This is a genomic window from Marinobacter xiaoshiensis, from assembly GCF_031631795.1.
Classification (GTDB): domain Bacteria; phylum Pseudomonadota; class Gammaproteobacteria; order Pseudomonadales; family Oleiphilaceae; genus Marinobacter; species Marinobacter xiaoshiensis.
This window is the reverse complement of sequence record NZ_JAVMBO010000017.1, coordinates 399,853-413,606: the sequence shown is the minus strand read 5'-3', so window position 1 is coordinate 413,606 and position 13,754 is coordinate 399,853. Positions and strand designations below refer to the sequence as shown.

Annotated in this window: 19 protein-coding genes; 14 read left to right on the top strand and 5 right to left on the bottom strand. The window is 53.7% G+C overall.

All coding sequences use genetic code 11. From position 1 onward, the window contains the following. Positions 1 to 68 precede the first annotated feature (68 nt). Positions 69 to 1,484: a WS/DGAT domain-containing protein gene (locus RKA07_RS13780; RefSeq protein WP_310966577.1), complete on the bottom strand. Its 1,416-nt coding sequence runs from the start codon at positions 1,482 to 1,484 to the stop codon at positions 69 to 71. A gap of 331 nt (positions 1,485 to 1,815) precedes the next feature. Here RKA07_RS13780 and RKA07_RS13775 point away from each other — a divergent pair, with 331 nt between their 5' ends. Then, on the top strand, positions 1,816 to 2,739 hold the full coding sequence (locus tag RKA07_RS13775; protein WP_200369701.1) for an alpha/beta hydrolase: 924 nt from the start codon (positions 1,816 to 1,818) through the stop codon (positions 2,737 to 2,739). Positions 2,740 to 2,853: 114 nt separating this feature from the next. Further along, complete coding sequence (locus RKA07_RS13770) at positions 2,854 to 3,603, top strand: DUF8198 family protein (RefSeq protein ID WP_200203063.1); 750 nt, start codon at positions 2,854 to 2,856, stop codon at positions 3,601 to 3,603. Between the two features lie 4 nt (positions 3,604 to 3,607). Here the strand turns inward: RKA07_RS13770 and RKA07_RS13765 are convergent, their stop codons facing one another. Beyond that, positions 3,608 to 3,886 carry a polyhydroxyalkanoic acid system family protein gene (locus tag RKA07_RS13765; RefSeq protein WP_310966576.1) on the bottom strand — a complete coding sequence of 93 codons (279 nt, stop codon included), beginning with the start codon at positions 3,884 to 3,886 and terminating at the stop codon, positions 3,608 to 3,610. Between the two features lie 126 nt (positions 3,887 to 4,012). On the opposite strand from RKA07_RS13765, the gene ubiE reads away from it, so the two are divergent. The 5 genes from ubiE to RKA07_RS13740 are packed head-to-tail and all read left to right on the top strand — an operon-like array spanning position 4,013 to position 8,075. Continuing rightward, positions 4,013 to 4,795: a bifunctional demethylmenaquinone methyltransferase/2-methoxy-6-polyprenyl-1,4-benzoquinol methylase UbiE gene (gene ubiE, locus RKA07_RS13760; RefSeq protein ID WP_200369703.1), complete on the top strand. Its 783-nt coding sequence runs from the start codon at positions 4,013 to 4,015 to the stop codon at positions 4,793 to 4,795. Beyond that, on the top strand, positions 4,795 to 5,436 hold the full coding sequence (locus RKA07_RS13755; protein ID WP_310966575.1) for a ubiquinone biosynthesis accessory factor UbiJ: 642 nt from the start codon (positions 4,795 to 4,797) through the stop codon (positions 5,434 to 5,436). The genes ubiE and RKA07_RS13755 overlap by 1 nt, the downstream gene beginning before the upstream one ends. Then, positions 5,433 to 7,076: a ubiquinone biosynthesis regulatory protein kinase UbiB gene (gene ubiB / locus RKA07_RS13750; protein WP_310966573.1), complete on the top strand. Its 1,644-nt coding sequence runs from the start codon at positions 5,433 to 5,435 to the stop codon at positions 7,074 to 7,076. Before RKA07_RS13755 ends, ubiB begins: the two co-directional genes overlap by 4 nt. After that, a complete protein-coding gene (locus RKA07_RS13745; RefSeq protein WP_310966571.1) occupies positions 7,058 to 7,411 on the top strand; it encodes a hypothetical protein in 354 nt (117 codons plus the stop codon). Before ubiB ends, RKA07_RS13745 begins: the two co-directional genes overlap by 19 nt. Positions 7,412 to 7,454: 43 nt before the next feature. After that, positions 7,455 to 8,075: an HD domain-containing protein gene (locus RKA07_RS13740; protein WP_200203076.1), complete on the top strand. Its 621-nt coding sequence runs from the start codon at positions 7,455 to 7,457 to the stop codon at positions 8,073 to 8,075. Between the two features lie 50 nt (positions 8,076 to 8,125). Here RKA07_RS13740 and RKA07_RS13735 read toward each other — a convergent pair whose 3' ends face one another. Further along, positions 8,126 to 9,142 (bottom strand): zinc-binding dehydrogenase, encoded by a 1,017-nt coding sequence (locus RKA07_RS13735; protein ID WP_200203078.1) that lies wholly within the window; start codon positions 9,140 to 9,142, stop codon positions 8,126 to 8,128. An 87-nt stretch (positions 9,143 to 9,229) separates the two neighbouring features. Between RKA07_RS13735 and RKA07_RS13730 the strand changes: the two genes are divergently transcribed. Both RKA07_RS13730 and RKA07_RS13725 read left to right on the top strand, forming a co-directional pair. Beyond that, a complete protein-coding gene (locus RKA07_RS13730) occupies positions 9,230 to 9,691 on the top strand; it encodes a methyltransferase family protein (RefSeq protein ID WP_310966570.1) in 462 nt (153 codons plus the stop codon). Positions 9,692 to 9,734: 43 nt separating this feature from the next. Next, positions 9,735 to 10,091 carry a potassium channel family protein gene (locus RKA07_RS13725; protein ID WP_200369708.1) on the top strand — a complete coding sequence of 119 codons (357 nt, stop codon included), beginning with the start codon at positions 9,735 to 9,737 and terminating at the stop codon, positions 10,089 to 10,091. 1 nt (position 10,092) lies between these two features. Here RKA07_RS13725 and rlmF read toward each other — a convergent pair whose 3' ends face one another. Together rlmF and RKA07_RS13715 are read right to left on the bottom strand one after the other, a co-directional pair. Next, the gene (gene rlmF, locus RKA07_RS13720; protein WP_310966569.1) at positions 10,093 to 11,052 is read right to left on the bottom strand and encodes a 23S rRNA (adenine(1618)-N(6))-methyltransferase RlmF; all 960 of its coding nucleotides are present in this window, start codon (positions 11,050 to 11,052) and stop codon (positions 10,093 to 10,095) included. 85 nt (positions 11,053 to 11,137) lie between these two features. Beyond that, positions 11,138 to 11,332 (bottom strand): CsbD family protein, encoded by a 195-nt coding sequence (locus RKA07_RS13715; protein WP_200202132.1) that lies wholly within the window; start codon positions 11,330 to 11,332, stop codon positions 11,138 to 11,140. Between the two features lie 276 nt (positions 11,333 to 11,608). Here RKA07_RS13715 and RKA07_RS13710 point away from each other — a divergent pair, with 276 nt between their 5' ends. The 5 genes from RKA07_RS13710 (at position 11,609) to tatA (ending at position 13,749) form a co-directional block, all read left to right on the top strand. Then, the gene (locus RKA07_RS13710) at positions 11,609 to 12,235 is read left to right on the top strand and encodes a LysE family translocator (protein WP_310966568.1); all 627 of its coding nucleotides are present in this window, start codon (positions 11,609 to 11,611) and stop codon (positions 12,233 to 12,235) included. 21 nt (positions 12,236 to 12,256) lie between these two features. Next, the gene (locus tag RKA07_RS13705) at positions 12,257 to 12,664 is read left to right on the top strand and encodes a DUF3592 domain-containing protein (RefSeq protein ID WP_200202134.1); all 408 of its coding nucleotides are present in this window, start codon (positions 12,257 to 12,259) and stop codon (positions 12,662 to 12,664) included. A 2-nt stretch (positions 12,665 to 12,666) separates the two neighbouring features. Beyond that, positions 12,667 to 13,083 carry a phosphoribosyl-AMP cyclohydrolase gene (gene hisI / locus RKA07_RS13700; RefSeq protein ID WP_200202135.1) on the top strand — a complete coding sequence of 139 codons (417 nt, stop codon included), beginning with the start codon at positions 12,667 to 12,669 and terminating at the stop codon, positions 13,081 to 13,083. A gap of 12 nt (positions 13,084 to 13,095) precedes the next feature. Beyond that, positions 13,096 to 13,425: a phosphoribosyl-ATP diphosphatase gene (locus RKA07_RS13695; protein ID WP_200369712.1), complete on the top strand. Its 330-nt coding sequence runs from the start codon at positions 13,096 to 13,098 to the stop codon at positions 13,423 to 13,425. Positions 13,426 to 13,515: 90 nt separating this feature from the next. Continuing rightward, on the top strand, positions 13,516 to 13,749 hold the full coding sequence (gene tatA / locus RKA07_RS13690) for a Sec-independent protein translocase subunit TatA (RefSeq protein WP_200202137.1): 234 nt from the start codon (positions 13,516 to 13,518) through the stop codon (positions 13,747 to 13,749). The last annotated feature ends 5 nt before the right edge of the window (positions 13,750 to 13,754 follow it).

Sequence of the window (13,754 nt, the reverse complement as noted above, 5' to 3'; positions counted from 1 at the left end):
GTCGTCACCTTTTGTTGTGGTTGTGAATGACAACGCGGTCATACGCGTTTACTCATTCACTGTAGACCTCAAACAACAATAGGTGAACCTCCGGGGAGTTCTGACAACTCCTGCACGCAGTCTTCAAGAAACTCCTGGGGGTCTGTCAGAATTGCTTCATCTGCAACCACACCGAACTGAACCTGCCCGGCATAGCTGACAATGCTGACTCCAAGCCCGATATCGCCTGCCTGAGGCACCCAGAACATCTGTTCGGTTATTCGGCAACCGGCAATGTAGCGCGCCTCCCGTGTACCGGGAACGTTGGAGACCACAGCACTGGCTTTGCGATAGAACATATCCGATAGTGGCTGGCGCAATGCTTCCGGGATAAGAGAGGCACAGGCCGCCAAACCCCAGGCTATGCCGGGCTGCCAACTCTTTTTGAGGCGACGGGTTTCCTGCTTGATGCGATAGAGCCGCTCCAACGCACTCTCACCATCGATGGGCAGAGGGACAAACACAGTACCGAAATAATTGCCAAGTGTTCCCGGCTCTGGTTGCAGGTCTTCCGGCAGGCGGCTGCGAATATCCACAGGAACCGCAACATGCAACATGGCGTCGTCCAGTGCCGGTCCAGCAATTCCAAGGCGGGGTCGAACTGCTGCCGCTACACAACTGAGCAAAACATCATTAATGGTGACATTGGTCGCCTTGGCAATTGACCGAAACTGGTCGAGAGGGACTGGTTCCGACCAGCGACAATGGCGCTGGCCCAGTAACGGCCTCTTGAGATCTGACGGTGTATCCTCCGGCTCAGCCAGAAAATCACTCATCTCATTAACCAACTTCAAACCATTGTGAGCCAGCTTCTCCAACCATTCGCTGCAGCTGCCCCCCTGAGTTTCCGATTCCGGGCTCTGGTTATCAGTACCCGCATCAGAAGCCAAGTCTCCGCTAACCAGTTGCTCAAGCCGGTCTTTGGCCGCGGATACCCAAGGGGAAAAGCCTTCCGTTTGCTGCACGCCATATATTGCCGGGTATTGCTGTGGCGAAGCCGAGCACAGGCGATCAAAAATACCCGTTAGAGAAACGCCATCGGCATAGCAGTGGTGTATTCGAAGTAACAATGCGGCGCCGCCCTCAGCATTAGGCACCAACCAAAACTTCCATGGGGGGCGGTAGGCAGGAAATGGCTGATTAAGTCGCTCTGAAACCCACTCCTGCAGAGACGTTTCCGTGAAGCGATCAAGCACCACATCCAGATGGTGCCGGATATCAAAAACCGGATCTGGCTCCCAATACCACTCTGGCGCACGTTTGACCGGCATATACCGGAAGCGCTCCCACGCCATCCAGTAAACCTGCATAAACTCCCGGAGTCTGGGCGCAGTAAGGCCTTCGACCCGAAACATGACGGTGATAGTCATAGGGTTTTTGGGGGACTCCAAGGCCAGCCAGGCGGAATCCGCAGGCAGCATGAGGTGCGTTTGCTCGTGACTCAAACCCGAACATCCCCGGAAGTGGTGAAGTGAAAAACACAGAGTCGGACATTGTGCCAGACATACACTACTGGCTCCACAAAGCTGCACGGCACCCAAGATTACAAAATGTTACACATATATATACCTTCACCCTATACTGGTTATAAGGCTTGGTGTAATAGTTATTAGCATAAGGTTTCGACTGCCTATTGGCCGCAGGCATGCAAAAACTGCGTTACCAGCGCCAATAAAGATCAGAGCGAAGCGATGTACAACAAGGTTACCAGCACAACCAAGGTCAAATGACCACACTCTAAAAACAGGCAACTGCCGTGCTGGGAGGAGATGCAGTATGAAAGCAAGCCACATTCGCAAGCTCATCAGACCAATCGACAGCGCCTATTCAGAGATGTTCTCAGGGCGCGTATACCGTGTTGGCGAAGGTGCAGTGTCTATTCGCAATCACAGTGGCGAGGCCGAACATACCGTTATTGGCGTTCATGGCTTTCTGGAAAATCATTGCTACTTCACTCAGACCTATGACGCACCAACAACAGAACTGATCCTGCTTACCTGCAGCAATTATCACATCCCGGTGAATGGCGTAACGCCGGAAACCCCCGAATGGGAAGTTCCGATCAAGCACCTGGAAGGCACCATTGAATACGATGCCTGCATCTTGAACCAGGCGCTTTCAAACTTGCCCAGCACCCGAAATGTGCGCATTCACGGCCATTCCCGGGGCGGAGCAGTGACGCTGGAGGCAATAAAACAGCGCCCGGAGCTTTACGAAAACGTTGAAGTGGTTCTTGAAGCACCGGCACTTCCCCAAGGCAAAATCAGCCCTTTAATATCTGCTCTTCTGGAGCCTGTCAGCCACGGTATGTGGCCTTGGCTGATCCGCCTGATCAGCAACGCACCCGCGTCTGCTTACGGCCAATCCTTCTTCGGGAAAATGAACCCGCGTAAAAAGCAGTTGCTGGCCAGTTTGTTTTACTCTACACGTGACCAACTGACGATTGTTCGCAACATAGAGAACATACTGGACTGGATGCAGCGCACCGACACCAACGTGTACAAGCACGTGCGCCACGGCACCTTCCTGGTTCCCGGTGTAGACCGCATACTGGATCGGCAGGCCATGCTTGCCAGCGCACGGCAGAGCCCCACCACCATGCGCATTATCGAAACAGGCGCGCCCAGCCACTTCGTAACTCTCGATAGCAAAGAGTGGCTGCCGGGTTTTGAGTCTTTGGCCGCTGTTGCTCAAGGCTAGGGCTAAACACCTCTGCTCATGATGCAGCGCCCGGCACTTGGCCGGGTTTGCTGCACATAGAGCTCCCCTTCGGTAAACTGTCCGCTTCTAAGCAGAACCACCGGAGTTGGCACCATGTATCGTGAGCGCCTTGTTGGCACAGTCGTGCGCTCAGAAAGCGCCAGCCGCCTGCAGAAACTTTTGCTGGAATATCACGATTTCCGCCTCCACAAGACGAATCACCGGCTGCTCGATAACACATTTGTTATCGCTGACTGGCAGGCTGGGCGCCTGAAGGCGACTCATCAGGATTTGTATCAGCACCCTGGCTATCACGAAGGCCTGGAGTTTCTGCTAACTGACCTTTACGCACCCTCGAGCATGACCCGCCGCGACGACAACATAGATCGGGTGTTCCCGAAAATGGTCAAATGGCTGCCGGATCAACAACTTGAAGTACTGGCCGGACTGGTGGAGCTGAACCTGATTACCCAGCAACTGGATCTTGAGCTGGCGGAGCTGCTTGATGAGCGCCGCATCCCTGCACACCTGGTCACCGCAGAACACTACTGTGACGTTTACCGTGCCAGCCAGAAACTGGAACAGCGCAGAAGGCAGGTTGTGTTAGTCGCCGATGTGGGGCAGCAGCTGGATCGTTATGTGCGCAACAGAACCCTTGGCTGGCTGCTTGCAATGAGCCGAGCGCCCGCGGAAATGGCCGACCTGAGTGATCTGCACAACTTCCTGCATCGGGGTTACTCTGCATTTCGCAAAATGGACAAGGTGGACTTGCTGATTGAGCGGCTGGTAACCCGTGAACAGCGGGTTATGGAAAACATTCTCAACGGCCACCCTGAGCCATTTGCGCTCCCGGGTGACCTTTGATCGATCAAGCCTTCAGAATCTGATCAAGTTGGCTGTGAATTTCCTGTTCAATCCTTGATTTGAAAGGCCGTAGCAGTATACCCAGCTCCAGGCGCACATTGAGGTCGTTGCTGGTAATGTTCAAGTGCCCTTTAACGCCCGAGCGTTTGAACTTGAGCTGATCACCTTCCCACTGGTAATTGAGCTCAAACTTGCTGGAAAGATCCTTGGCAAGCGCTTCTGCAGCTTCACGAGCATGTTCTTTATCAAGAGTGTGGGCGCGATGTACATCGATTACGGACATGAATCAGTTTTCTCTTCAAAATTGAACGGTTTTACAGTGTAAGGCGGTATTAAACGTGCAGCTACCCTTGTAGCAACTCCGTCAAGCGTTAGAATACGGGGTTCAGATTCTGACAGGACATGCCCCATGAGCGAGCAACAAACGCCAACCATTCCCGGCAACAGCCAGGACGACGTTACACACTTCGGATTCCGCAATGTGGCCAAGAGCCAGAAAGCCAGCCAGGTAGCCGAGGTTTTTCATAGCGTCGCAGGCAAATACGACCTCATGAACGACCTTATGTCCATGGGTGTTCACAGGTTGTGGAAGCGCTTTACCATCGAACTTTCCGGCGTTCGCCCGGGGCACCAGGTTCTGGATATTGCCGGTGGCACCGGCGATCTCACCATGAAGTTCTCTGATCTGGTTGGGCGTGATGGCAAAGTGGTTCTCGCCGACATCAATGCCTCCATGCTGCAGGTTGGGCGCAGCCGCCTGACCGATCGCGGCTACGCCGGCAACATTGAGTACGTGCAAGCCGATGCAGAGCACCTACCCTTCCCGGACAACAGCTTCAACGCCGTATCCATTGCATTTGGCCTGCGTAACGTAACCGACAAGGATCAGGCTCTGCGGGACATGATGCGAGTGCTCAAGCCCGGCGGGAAGCTGATGGTGCTGGAATTTTCCAAGCCCACCAACCCGCTGCTGAGCAAGGCTTATGACACCTACTCGTTTACAGCCCTGCCTCTGATGGGCCAGCTCATCGCCGGCGACAGCGAGAGCTACAAGTATCTGGCCGAATCCATCCGCATGCACCCGGATCAGGACACGCTCAAAGGCATGATGGAAAACGCGGGCATGGTGAACTGCAAGTACTACAACATGACCGGCGGTATTGTTGCCCTGCACGTGGGAACCAAACCCTGATGTTTCCCGGCCCGACCCTGCTTACGGCGCTAACTGCCATAATCGAGCGGGCACTGAACCACGCGCTTGAACTGGACCCCGCCGGCCAGCAGGCGCTGCTGGGCTCTCTTGAAGGGCCAGTACAGTTCCGCATTACCCACCCGATTTCTCTTACCTGCTCACTGCACAGAGCAGGCAATCGGGTGCAGGTGCGCAGCCAGCCAGTTGAAGATCCCGCATTGGAAATCAGTGGCAAGCCCCTGGCCTTCGCAGCGTTGGCCACCGGTGATAACCGTGTATTCACCGATAACCGGTTGAGCGTTACCGGTGACACCGCCCTGGCACACCAGTTCCAACGCGCGCTGGACAAGCTGAACCCGGACTGGGAAGCGGCCATGGCAAGACACATAGGCGACGTGCCGACTCACTTCATCGGCAAGCGTATTCGCAACGCCGTCAGCTGGAGCCGACAGGCATTCGGCGCTCTGAACGCAAACATTGAAGAATATGTGCATGAGGAAAGCCGCGCCCTGCCCGGCCGCCGCGAACTGGAAGCCACGTTCGAAGACATAGACGCCCTGAACCTGCGCACCGAGCGCCTGGCAGCGCGCATAAGCCAGATTGAAAGCCGCGGCACTACTGACAAACCGGAGACTCCGTGACCCGCCTGCAACGCCTGATTCGCATTTCCTGGGTATTCTGCCGCTACCGGCTGGACACGTTTTTACCAATAGCGGAGCTTCCCGCACCGCTGAAGGTATTTTTTCTGCTGGCGCCCTGGCATCTTTTTCCGCAACCAAAACTTAGCCGCGGTGATCGCCTGCGCCTGGCCCTGGAAGAGCTTGGCCCGGTATTCGTAAAGTTCGGCCAAATACTCTCCACCCGCCGCGATTTGTTACCAGACGATATGGCGGAATCCCTAAAGACCCTTCAGGACCGCGTTCCGCCCTTCTCCAGCGACGTTGCCCGCAACATTATTGAGGGGTCTCTTGGAGCGCCGGTAGCTGAGCTATTCAAAGAGTTCAGCGCAGACCCGCTGGCCTCGGCTTCCGTTGCACAGGTTCATGCGGCTACTCTGCTGAACGGCCAGGATGTTGTGGTGAAAGTACTGCGCCCGGGTATTGAGAAAGTGATCCGGCAGGACCTTGCTCTGATGTACCTGATGGCCAACTTGCTGGAGAAATACTGGACAGAAGGCAAGCGACTGCACCCGGTAGAAGTGGTGGCCGACTACGATTCCACCATTCATGACGAACTGGACCTGCAGCGGGAAGCGGCCAACGCAAGCCAGTTGCGCCGCAACTTTGAAGGCTCCTCGCTGATCTACATTCCGTTTATCGACTGGGACTACACCCGCAAAAACGTGATGGTAATGGAGCGTATCTACGGCATTCCCATTGCCGATGTTCCCGCACTGGAAGCGGCTGGCGTAAACCTGAAAGTGCTGGCTGAAAAAGGCGTCGAGATCTTCTTTACCCAGGTATTCCGGGACAGCTTCTTCCACGCCGATATGCACCCGGGAAACATTTTTGTCGACGTTTCCAACCCCGCAGACCCGAAATACATCGCCATCGACTTTGGCATAGTGGGCACCCTGGCGCCGGACGATCAAAGCTACCTGGCGCGCAATCTTTTGGCCTTCTTCCGCCGAGATTACCGGCAAGTGGCGCAGCTTCACATTCAATCTGGCTGGGTACCACCAGATACAAGGGTAAACGAATTCGAAGCGGCCATCCGCACCGTATGCGAACCGATTTTTGAGAAGCCCCTGAAAGACATTTCCTTCGGTCACTTCCTGCTACGCCTGTTCCAGACCGCGCGACGCTTCAACATGGAAGTGCAACCACAGCTGGTTCTACTGCAAAAGACCCTGCTGAACGTAGAGGGCCTTGGCCGCCAGCTGTACCCGGAACTGGATCTTTGGAGCACGGCCCAACCTTACCTGGAAGGCTGGATGCGCAAGCGGATAGGCCCAAGCGGCCTGATAAAATCCCTGCAAACCCACCTGCCCTCATGGCTGGAACAGTCCCCTGAAATGCCCCAACTGGTTCACGATGCTCTACTGCAATTGCGCAGCGCCGGCCCCACCGAGAAACAGAACCAGGACACCCTGGCACTGCTCCGCGAACAACAGCTCAGAAGCGACCGCCGCTGGCGCCGGGGGATTGCAGCGATAGCACTGGTTGCCGCAGCTGTTATCGGAACCCAGCCAGAAGCCCGTGAGTGGGCAGAACACGCGCCAGTGTGGTCTTGGGTGTTGCTTGCTGCAGCAGGGGCGTTGGTTTGGCGTGGCAGCCGCTGAGAGCGACCATGGGACTCAAGCAGGTCAAAGAGAATCTATTAAGCACCGACTATCCACAATGGCAAAACCTGCTCTCTACCGCGGCTTTCCTGATTATGGTCACAGGAACTGCGTTTGCTTGGTTCTACACCTATTACACATCGCCCAATGCAGCATGCCACAAGGGTTTTCTCTACCTCACGTATGCGTGGCTATTTATTCAGTGGGTCGTCATCGGCTATCTTTACCAATCCAAAGACATTCCGTCATTTGCCAGAGATGCGATAAAGGTTTTGATCTTATTAGCGAATGTCTGGTTCGGGCTTTTCCTGTTTTCTTTGCAGCCCTGCGCTTAGCTGGCGCTTGGTTCCTGGCGCAAAAAGTTTTCAAGAGGCAACAATGGATAATGACCGGTGGGCGCAACTTATGGGTACCTGGGGCTTTGCCCCGCATCAGGAAACCTATGATTCCCTGATCACCGCCTATTCCGGGAAGGGCCGGCATTACCACACGCTGGAGCATATCTCAGCCTGCCTTCGGCATTTGGATAACTGCTCGGCCTTGCTTGACCACCCGCGAGAGGTGGAGCTCGCATTCTGGTTCCACGATGCCATTTACAAGCCTTTATCCAGCAAAAATGAACTGGAAAGCGCCGATTGGGCAGCTTCGTTTTTGGCAGAGTCCGGCGCAAGCGCTGAGGAAATCGATCGTGTTCACAGGCTCATTATGGTCACCGAGCATGATGCACCTACCCAATCCCGTGACGAATCGATTCTTGTGGATATTGATCTTTCGATTCTGGGAACGTCTCCGGAAACCTACGAGATTTTTGAGCAAGGGGTTCGCAAGGAGTACCGGCTCGTGCCTTCGTTTATCTACCGAAAGAAGCGTGCCGCTGTGCTCCGGGGATTTATGGAGCGCCCGCAGATTTACACGTCCGGGATATTCCCGGAAGCACGTGAGCGCCAAGCCAGGGAGAACCTTTCAAATGCGGTGTCCAAGCTGGAAGGGCGCGCATAATCCCGGCACCCTCCTGTGATCACAGGTACGCTTCAGCGCTGCCAACGCAGCTAGGGGGTTAACACTACCTTGCCTATATTGGCACGGCTTTCGATGTAGTCGTGGGCCAATGCGGCATCCTCAAAGCTGAAGGACTCGGCGATGGTGGGATTGATCCAACCCTCCTCCACGCCTGCTATGATTTTGCCCATCCACACACGGATCTTTTCAGGCTCATGCCAAAGCCGCCCCATATTAATTCCGAATACAGATTTGTTTTCGTTCATCAAACTGATGGGGTGGAAAATGGGCATCATCACTGCGGTTTTCGCCAGCGCCAACTTGCTGCCAATGCCATTGCCAGATGCGGCCGATATTCCGAACATCGCCAAGCGCCCGGACGCACGCAACGCCTTGTAACTCTTACGCCAGCTCTCTCCACCCAACGGGTCAAGAATCAGCTCAGCGCCTTTGCCATCAGTCAGGTGCATCAGCTCTGTGTACCAGTCGCTATTTCGGTAATCTATGGCGTAGTTAAGCCCGCGAGACAATAAGTATTCATGCTTTCCAGGGCTGGCTGTCCCAATGGTGGTGGCACCAATGTGTTGTGCAATATCCAATGCGGCAAGGCCTACTCCACCTCCCACATTGTGAATCAACACTGTATCTTCCGGTTGCAGTGCGCCGCAAATAACAAGGGCTTGCCATGCGGTCAGGTAGTTCACGGGGATAGCTGCAGCTTGCGCGTAGGAGAGCCGGCCTGGTTTCTCGAAGATCTGGTTGAGCGAAACAACTACCTGGGAGGCATGGCCGCCAAACCGGGTCAAAGCCATTACAGGCTTACCCAACCACTTTTCTTCGACACCGTCGCCAATGGAGTCGATCACACCTGACACTTCATACCCGGCCGTAAAGGGAAAGCCTGGGGCATCCTGATACAAACCTTGGCGCGCCATAATATCGGCAAAATTCAGCCCCGAGGCTTTAACCGAAATTCGCACCTCACCTGGCCCAACCTCCAGGCTTGGAAACTCCTTGAGTGCCAGTACACTGCTGCTTCCAGCTTTAGGTATGATCACACGTTTCATAGAGGCTCCGGCATCGTATTCCAAGTATTATCTTTGTTCATCGGATATGACATAGTTCGAGAAAACGCTAGGAGTTATATCACAAGCATGTCGTCACTAGAGCTTAGAATCCCACCTCCCGCAGTTGCCGCTATTGCGGCGCTTATCATGTGGGGCATGGATTTGGTGACACCGCCACTCCAATTTCACGACACCATTCGAGTCATTGCGGCCACCTCAGTCGCACTACTTGGCGGCTGCATAAGTTTGGTTGGCGTTATCTCTTTTCGCCGAATGAAAACCACCATCAACCCAACCAGACCGGAAAAGGCATCTCTGCTGGTAGCTTCCGGAATATTCAAGGTTACGCGTAACCCCATGTACGTGGGCATGGTGCTAGTGCTGATTGGTTGGGCTGTCTTTCTTTCCTCTCCCGGAGCATTGCTCGGCCCTATCGGGTTTGCGCTCTATATAACCCGATTTCAGATTATTCCGGAAGAACGCGCTCTCGATGCGATCTTCGGTTCAGAATATACTGCGTACAAGGCACGTGTCCGGCGCTGGATTTGATTTAAACGTGTAGCCAAAAAACCTGACCCAAAGCAGATAAACTATGGATTTTTCGATTACATTTTTTAAATTGTTTCTTTGGGGAACGTACTTCTCGCTCCCGATTCTACTTTCGATCTGTGTTTCTATTATTGCTCTCGGATTGTTTGTTGGCCGCCTGGAGTCCTGGGGAAGGTTCGATGCGCTTTACTGGGCGTTTATAACGGCCTTTACCGTTGGCTACGGAGACATGCGCCCGTTGCGTAAACCCTCAAAAGTACTCTCTATCGCCATTGCCTGGTGCGGGATTATGCTAACAGGCCTGTTTGTGGCACTTGCTGTTAAAGCAGCATCTATCGCGTTTGAAATTCATATTGATCCCGAGGTTTTGAGAAGTGTCGGCCAAGGCATAATTGATTAGCCTATGCGAATGACCAGGCCAATATTCTCGTAACCTTTTGCCCCTGCCTCATCTCGATTTCCCGTACCTCGGTCGCCCCAAGCTTGCGCATCAGTTTGGTGGAGGGCTTTACGTTCTCGGCTTTCGAAACCAGGCTTGTAAACCAACGGCATTGCACTGCAAATAGCTGGCTCTCTTTTATCATTTTTTTAAGGAACATCTGTTCGCCGCCTTTGCACCATAGTTCCGCTTCCTGGCCACCAAAGTTCAGAGCTTGCGATGCAGCCCCGGGCTTTGTCTCACCCCGGTTGCGCGCAAGGTTTTTCAGCTTTAACTGACTGCTCTTGAGTGCTTCGTCTTGTGAAGCATGGAAGGGGGGATTGCACACGCTGACATCAAAAAACTCTCCTTCCCGAATAATTCCGTCGAAGATCTTGTGCCTGTCACTTTGCATGCGCAGGGTGAAACGGTCTTTCAGTATGGGGTTGTTGGCGATAATGCGGGCAACGTTTTCAAGCGACTGAGCACTTATATCACTGCCAACGCAATGCCAGCCGTACATTTGGCATGCCAGTATCGGGTATATGCCATTAGCCCCTGTGCCTATATCGAGCAAGGTTATGCCGGTTTGGGTGCTAGCCTGATTCGCAAATGGCTCAAGCTCCCCAAACAGTTCAGCCACGTGATGAATGTAATCTGCTCGCCCCGGAATGGGAGGGCAAAGCGCGCCTTCCGGAATATCCCAGCCAACAATGCCGTAGTAGTGTTTCAACAGGGCGGCATTCAGCAATTTTACTGCCTTTGGATCTGCGAACTCTATGGAGAGGTTACCGTAGGCGTTTGCTTTAACGTAGGGTGTTAATGCCGGGTGGCTTTTTATAAGGGATGTAAAATCGTAGCCTTGCTTGTGAAGATTTTTGGGGTGTAAACCTTTTCCACCAGGCTTTGCCTGATGCCTGTCACTTCGCTGGGAACTGCTCACAGTTTTATTTCCGGGTGTGTAGCTCAAAGCCGGTGCCTGTGGTTGAGCAGATACCGGCTTTGAAGGTCTTAGCGGCTATGGATGCTCAGGAATTAGTGAGCTTTTCCCACTCTCTCATCGCGTCCTCTTTGGTGGTGCCGTATTTCTCTTGAACCTTACCAATAAAGTGGTCGCGGCGGCCGGCGATCTCATCCAGATCGTCGTCTGTCAGCTTGCCCCAGTTCTCGCGTACCTTACCTTTAAGCTGCTTCCAATTGCCTTCAATGATGTCTTTGTTCATAACGATTTCCTCAAGTTAACAGGGCGACGTAAAAACAAAGCGCCGCCGGGATAAAAGGAATATCCAGCTTGCTATGTCTACCGCAAGCCGCAACATCGATAGTAAACTTGGCACAGCAGCCTGCGTTTAACAATGCTTTCCAGGTTGCGATAAATTCATCCCGAGTCGTTTGCCAGGGTCCGGTGCCGCATTCGAAGAACACACCCTGCTCTGGATGAATTGTCGTTATAGCGGGTATATTGGCGGCGAAGTCACAAATACAGGCAGGAGCCTCAGATGCTGCAGGCCCACGAGTTCTGGTTGTTTTTCAGTGCGAGCTTTTTACTCTGGATAACTCCAGGACCAGACACCGTGTACATTTTAGCCAGAACCCTGTCCCAGGGGCGCGTTGCCGGGCTGTTATCGGTGTTCGGTGTAAGCGCGGGCATACTGGCACACACCCTGTTTGCTGCAACCGGGCTATCAGCACTGCTGGCAACGTCTGCACTGGCATTCACAGCGGTCAAGTTTGTTGGAGCTGCCTATCTGGCCTACCTTGGCATCCAGGCCCTGCGCGCTCACAACAAGCTCGCGCCAGCCTCTGTAACCGCCTTTCGGCGCCGCTCACAGCTGTTCTACCAGGGTTTTCTGACCAACCTGTTGAACCCGAAAATCGCAATCTTCTTTCTCGCTTTCCTGCCGCAGTTTGTGGCGCCCGGAGCCAGTAACAGCTCGGCAGTATTTCTGTTTTTAGGCGGTATTTTTGTGCTGGGCGGCACCTTGTGGTGTCTTTTTCTAGTCACATTTGCTGCCAGCTTTTCAAGCGCAGCCAGGTCGGACTCGCGCCTGTCTGGAGTGATAAGTAAAGTCACTGGGCTTGTGTACATCGGGCTTGGTTTGAACCTGCTTCGTGCGAAGCTATAGATCATACAAGGCAAAAGCTCCATGAACGCATCCCCACACGCTGCTCTGACCCGGATATTCGTCCTTCTACTGGTTGTCTGTACTCTGTCTTTTGTATGGGAAACCTCAAAGCATTTTGAATCGCAGCCAACTATTGGCCATGTAACCGCCCATCAGTACAGGGATTACACTATCCGTTATAGTATTCAGGGCCAGACCCATCAGTTTGTAACAAGGCGCGGGATTCTGGACTTTTTCGGGCGCCTTAAATCACTACAAACGGGAGACGAGGTGCCATTGCTGGTCAACCCGAAGCCCCCCTACGAGGCTGTGATCAACACTCTGAATGGCCGGTATCAAATTACCATTACCTTTGTCGCGCTTATGCTCGTGTTCGCTGCGACGGCCATGGCGTCGGGATTGCGGCGACTAAATGCTCAGGATTCATAAAAATGAAAGACTTATCTGATAATCTAGACACCCTTGATTGGCTCGATGCCATTCGCTGGACTGCGGACGGCCTGGTTCCTGCGATCGCACAGGATGCTGCCACGGGCGATATCCTGATGATGGCCTGGATGAACCGGGAATCCCTTCGCCTCACAGCTGAAGAGGGCCAGGCGGTTTACTGGTCACGTTCACGGGGTAAACTCTGGCGCAAGGGCGAAACGTCCGGGCACCAGCAAGTGGTCAAGGATATTCGCCTCGACTGTGACGAGGACGTTATCCTGCTAAAAGTAGAGCAAAAAGGCGGCATTGCATGCCACACTGGCCGGCGTAGCTGTTTTTACCGCTCATTAAAGGGCGACCAGTGGGTGGGCGTTGAACCCGTCATTAAAGATCCGGATGCCATTTATGGCAGTAACTGAGGAGTGGATGTATTGAGTGATGTTCTGGAAAATCTGACACGGGTTCTGGAAGCCCGTAAATCAGCCGACCCTGAGAAATCCTACGTCGCCAGCCTCCACGCCAAAGGCCTGAACAAGATTCTGGAAAAGGTTGGCGAAGAGTGTACAGAAACACTGCTGGCCGCCAAGGATGCGGAGCACTCGGGGGAGACCAGGGCAGTCATCAGTGAAACAGCAGATCTCTGGTTTCACTGCATGGTTATGCTTTCCAACCTGGGCCTGAGTTCCAAGGATATACTGGCTGAGTTGAGCAGCCGTTTCGACCTTTCCGGGCTGGAAGAAAAGGCGTCCCGGAGCAAGTGAGCAGGTAATACCCCTAACGGGGGTTTCCGCCACCCGGCTCTGGTAACGTATAATGCTAATCTACGAAAACATCAAAACGAGGATCCCGTAATGGGCATCAGCATCTGGCAACTTCTTATTGTACTGGGCATTGTGATTCTGTTGTTCGGAACCAAGAAGCTGCGCAACATTGGCACCGATCTTGGTGGAGCGATTCGCGGCTTCAAAAAATCCATGAATGACGAAGACAGCAAACCGGGCGACCCGGATTCGCTGGAAGGCACTCAGGAAGAACAGACGCGACAGGCGGCTGAAGACAAGCCCAAGGAAAAAGCCAAAAGCTGAGACCA